Source organism: Mycobacterium sp., from assembly GCF_050701675.1.
Lineage (GTDB): Bacteria > Actinomycetota > Actinomycetes > Mycobacteriales > Mycobacteriaceae > Mycobacterium.
Window position 1 is genome coordinate 1 of sequence record NZ_JBOGDD010000252.1, and the last position, 3120, is coordinate 3120.

3 protein-coding genes and 1 pseudogene are annotated in these 3120 nt (G+C 67.2%); 3 read left to right on the top strand and 1 reads right to left on the bottom strand.

Features of this window, described 5'->3' with window-relative positions:
• From ACRDUX_RS07235 to ACRDUX_RS07245, 3 genes and pseudogenes are all read left to right on the top strand, one after another.
• Positions 1-170: pseudogene (locus ACRDUX_RS07235) on the top strand (tat pathway signal sequence); the annotation flags it as partial.
• Between the two features lie 63 nt (positions 171-233).
• The gene (locus ACRDUX_RS07240; RefSeq protein ID WP_526412407.1) at positions 234-1199 is read left to right on the top strand and encodes a DoxX family membrane protein; all 966 of its coding nucleotides are present in this window, start codon (positions 234-236) and stop codon (positions 1197-1199) included.
• 27 nt (positions 1200-1226) lie between these two features.
• On the top strand, positions 1227-1712 hold the full coding sequence (locus ACRDUX_RS07245; protein WP_526412409.1) for an RDD family protein: 486 nt from the start codon (positions 1227-1229) through the stop codon (positions 1710-1712).
• A 9-nt stretch (positions 1713-1721) separates the two neighbouring features.
• Here the strand turns inward: ACRDUX_RS07245 and ACRDUX_RS07250 are convergent, their stop codons facing one another.
• Positions 1722-3119, bottom strand: coding sequence for a GntP family permease (locus ACRDUX_RS07250; protein WP_526412411.1), 1398 nt, complete (start codon positions 3117-3119; stop codon positions 1722-1724).
• Position 3120 lies beyond the last annotated feature (1 nt).

The following is a 3120-nucleotide window of genomic DNA, read 5'->3' on the forward strand; positions in this document are numbered from 1 at the left end:
CATTGGAGCAGGGCGGCTGGGTGACCAACTCGGTCGGCTTCGCCGGGGCCGGCCAGCGCTACACACTCGCCATGATGAACGCGCTCGGCGGCGCGGGTGGATACGACGACGGCGTCGCGACCACGACGCACCTGGCTCAAGTCCTGTTGGCGGGCCTTGAACCCGGCTGAGTTACTGCGCTAGACCCCGCGCTGAGTGGTTTGCGACCAACCGAGACGGGGAATAACCCGCGCATGTTGATCCGACGAATCGCGCGTCCCATGCTGGCGGCCACCTTCATCACCCGTGGCGTCGATGCCCTGCGCAGCCCCAAGCCCGCGGCCGATGCGGCGCGTCCAACCCTCGAGGGGCTGAGCAAGCTCCCAGGTCCCGTTGGCCAGAACGTTCCGACCAACCCCGAGACCGTCGCCAAGGTCACCGCCGGTGTGCAGATCGGTGCGGGGCTCCTGCTCGCCGCAGGCCGCCTGCCGCGACTCTCGTCAGCCGCGCTGGCGGTCAGCGTCGTGCCGGGAAGCCTTGGCGGACATGCCTTCTGGAACGAGACGGATCCCACCCGCAAGGCCGCCGAGCGACGGGCCCTCATCACCGACGTCGGCCTGATCGGTGGCTTGATCATCGCGTCGGTCGACACCGAGGGCAAGCCGTCCCTTGGTTGGCGGGGCCGGCGCGCCGCGCACAAGGTGAGCGAGAGGGTCTCCGGTGTACTGCCGAGCGGACCCGACTCGGGTGGCGCACTCATCGACAGCGAGCTGGTCGACCGGGTCGGCCACGGGCTGCAGACCGGACTTCACGCCGGCACCGAGCGCGGCCGCGAGTTCGCCCACGTCGCACTGGAGCGTGGCACCGAACTGGCCGATGTCGCGTCCGAGCGCGGCTCGGAGTTCGCCGACGTCGCCCGCGAACGTGCACCCAAGCTTGCCAAGAAGGCGCGCAAGCGCGGTAACAAGCTGGCCGAGATCACGCAGGAACGTGGCACCGAGTGGGCCGACGTCGCCCGCGAGCGCGCACCCCAACTCGCGAAGGCGGCCCGGGAACGCGGCGCCGAACTGGCCGAACTGGCGCAGGAACGCGGCGCCGAGCTCGCCGAACTGGCGCAGGACCGAGGCTCGGACCTCGCCACGGCAAGCCGCAAACAGGCAAAGCGCGCGCGCAAGGAGATCGAGCACGCACGCAAGGAACTGGAGAAGCGCGCCAACTGAGGGTTGCGCCGCCGGTAGATTGACGGCATGACTACCGGCGGCTTCGACCCTCAGTACGGCGACTCCCAGTACGGCGGACCCCCCGTCGGCCGCGTGGAGCCGGGCGGTTTGCTGCCCCGGTTCCTGGCCAGGGTGATCGACGGCATCATCGTCGGTGTCGTCGGATCCATCGTCCTGTTCGCCCTGCACATGCAGTCGAGCATCATGGTGACCGGGCTGTTCACCGGTCTGCTGATGTTCATCTACTTCGTGGCGTTCGAGGTCACCCAGGGGTGGACGCCGGGCAAGAAGCTGCTCGGGCTGAGCGTCCGCGGGCCAGGCGGAGCACCGAAGCCCGATCTTCAGCAGTCTGCGATCCGCAACGTCTTCACGCTGCTGCCGATCGTCCCGTTCATCGGCGGCCTGCTTGGCATCATCGCCATCATCGTGATCGCGGTGACGATCAGCGGCAGCCCCACCAAGCAGGGCAAGCACGATGAGCTCGCGGGTGACACCCAGGTGGTCAAGGGCTGATTCGGCCCGTCAGACCACCAGATCCAGCAGCAGCACCACGGCCAGCCCGCTGACCGACAACACCGTCTCCATGATCGACCACGTCTTGATGGTCTGACCGACGGTGAGCCGGAAGTACTGATTCACCAGCCAGAAGCCTGCATCGTTGACGTGGGAGAAGAACAGCGACCCTGCGCCGACCGCCAGGACCACCAGTGAGACCTCACCAGACGGCAGACCCGCCACCAACGGGACCACCAGCGACGAGGCGGTGATGGTGGCGACGGTCGCCGATCCCGTTGCCAGCCTGATCAGGACGGCGATCACCCAGGAGAGCACCAGCACCGAGATGCTCGCGCCCTCGGCCCAGCGGGCCAGCAGCGTGCCGATACCGCTGTCCACCAGCACCTGCTTGAACCCACCGCCCGCAGCGACGATCAGGATGATCCCGGCGACTGGCGGGAGGCCGGACTCGATGGTTTTGGTGATCTCGTCGCGACCCATCGCCGCACCCCGGCCCAGGGTGAACATGCCGACGATGACCGCGATCAAGAGCGCGATCAGCGGAGTGCCGAGGGTGTCGAGCACCTGCCTCACGAGGTTCGACTTGTCGTCGATGAAGATGTCGACCAACGCCTTGCCGAGCATCAGGACCACCGGAAGCAGGACGCTGAACAGCGTCACGCCGAACGACGGCCTGCGCTGCACCTCGTCCTCGGATAAGCGGTCGGCGTCGAAGGTGTCGGGTGCGTCGACCACGACCCAGCGCCCCGCCAGCTTCCCGAACAGCGGGCCGGCCAGGATGATCGTCGGCACTGCCACCACTATGCCGAGAGCCAGAGTGATACCCAGGTCGGCACCGAGCAGCCCGATGGCGGTCAACGGGCCGGGGTGTGGCGGTACGAAGCCGTGCATGGCCGAAAGGCCTGCCAGAGCCGGGATTCCGACGGTGATGAGGGACAGCTGCGAGCGGCGCGACACCAGATAGATCACCGGCATCAGGAGCACGAGACCGATCTCGAAGAACATCGGCAGGCCGATGATCGCACCCACCAACGCCATCGCCCACGGCAACATTCGCGGTGACGCGTGCCCGACGATGGTGTCGACGATCTCGTCGGCGCCACCGGAGTCGGCGAGGAGTTTGGCGAACATCGCACCGAGCGCGATGAGGATGCCGACGCTGGCCGCCGTGTCACCGAATCCCTTTGCGAACGAGGTCAATACGGTTTGGACGTTCTCGTCGGCGACGATGCCCACCGTGAGGGCCCCGAAGATCAACGAGAGGAACGGGTGCAGCTTGACCACGGTGATCAGCACGACGATCACGGCGATGCCGATGATGAATGCCAGCACGAGCTGTAAGCCGGACGCGACCGGCTCCGTCAGCTTCGGCGCGTCGTCGGCGAGAAGGGTAATTCCCGAGATC

Excerpts from the sequence above, each read along its gene's own strand:
- ACRDUX_RS07240 (WP_526412407.1), top strand. The coding sequence starts at position 234 with ATGTTGATCCGACGAATCGCGCGTCCCATGCTGGCGGCCACCTTCATC.
- ACRDUX_RS07245 (WP_526412409.1), top strand. The coding sequence starts at position 1,227 with ATGACTACCGGCGGCTTCGACCCTCAGTACGGCGACTCCCAGTACGGC.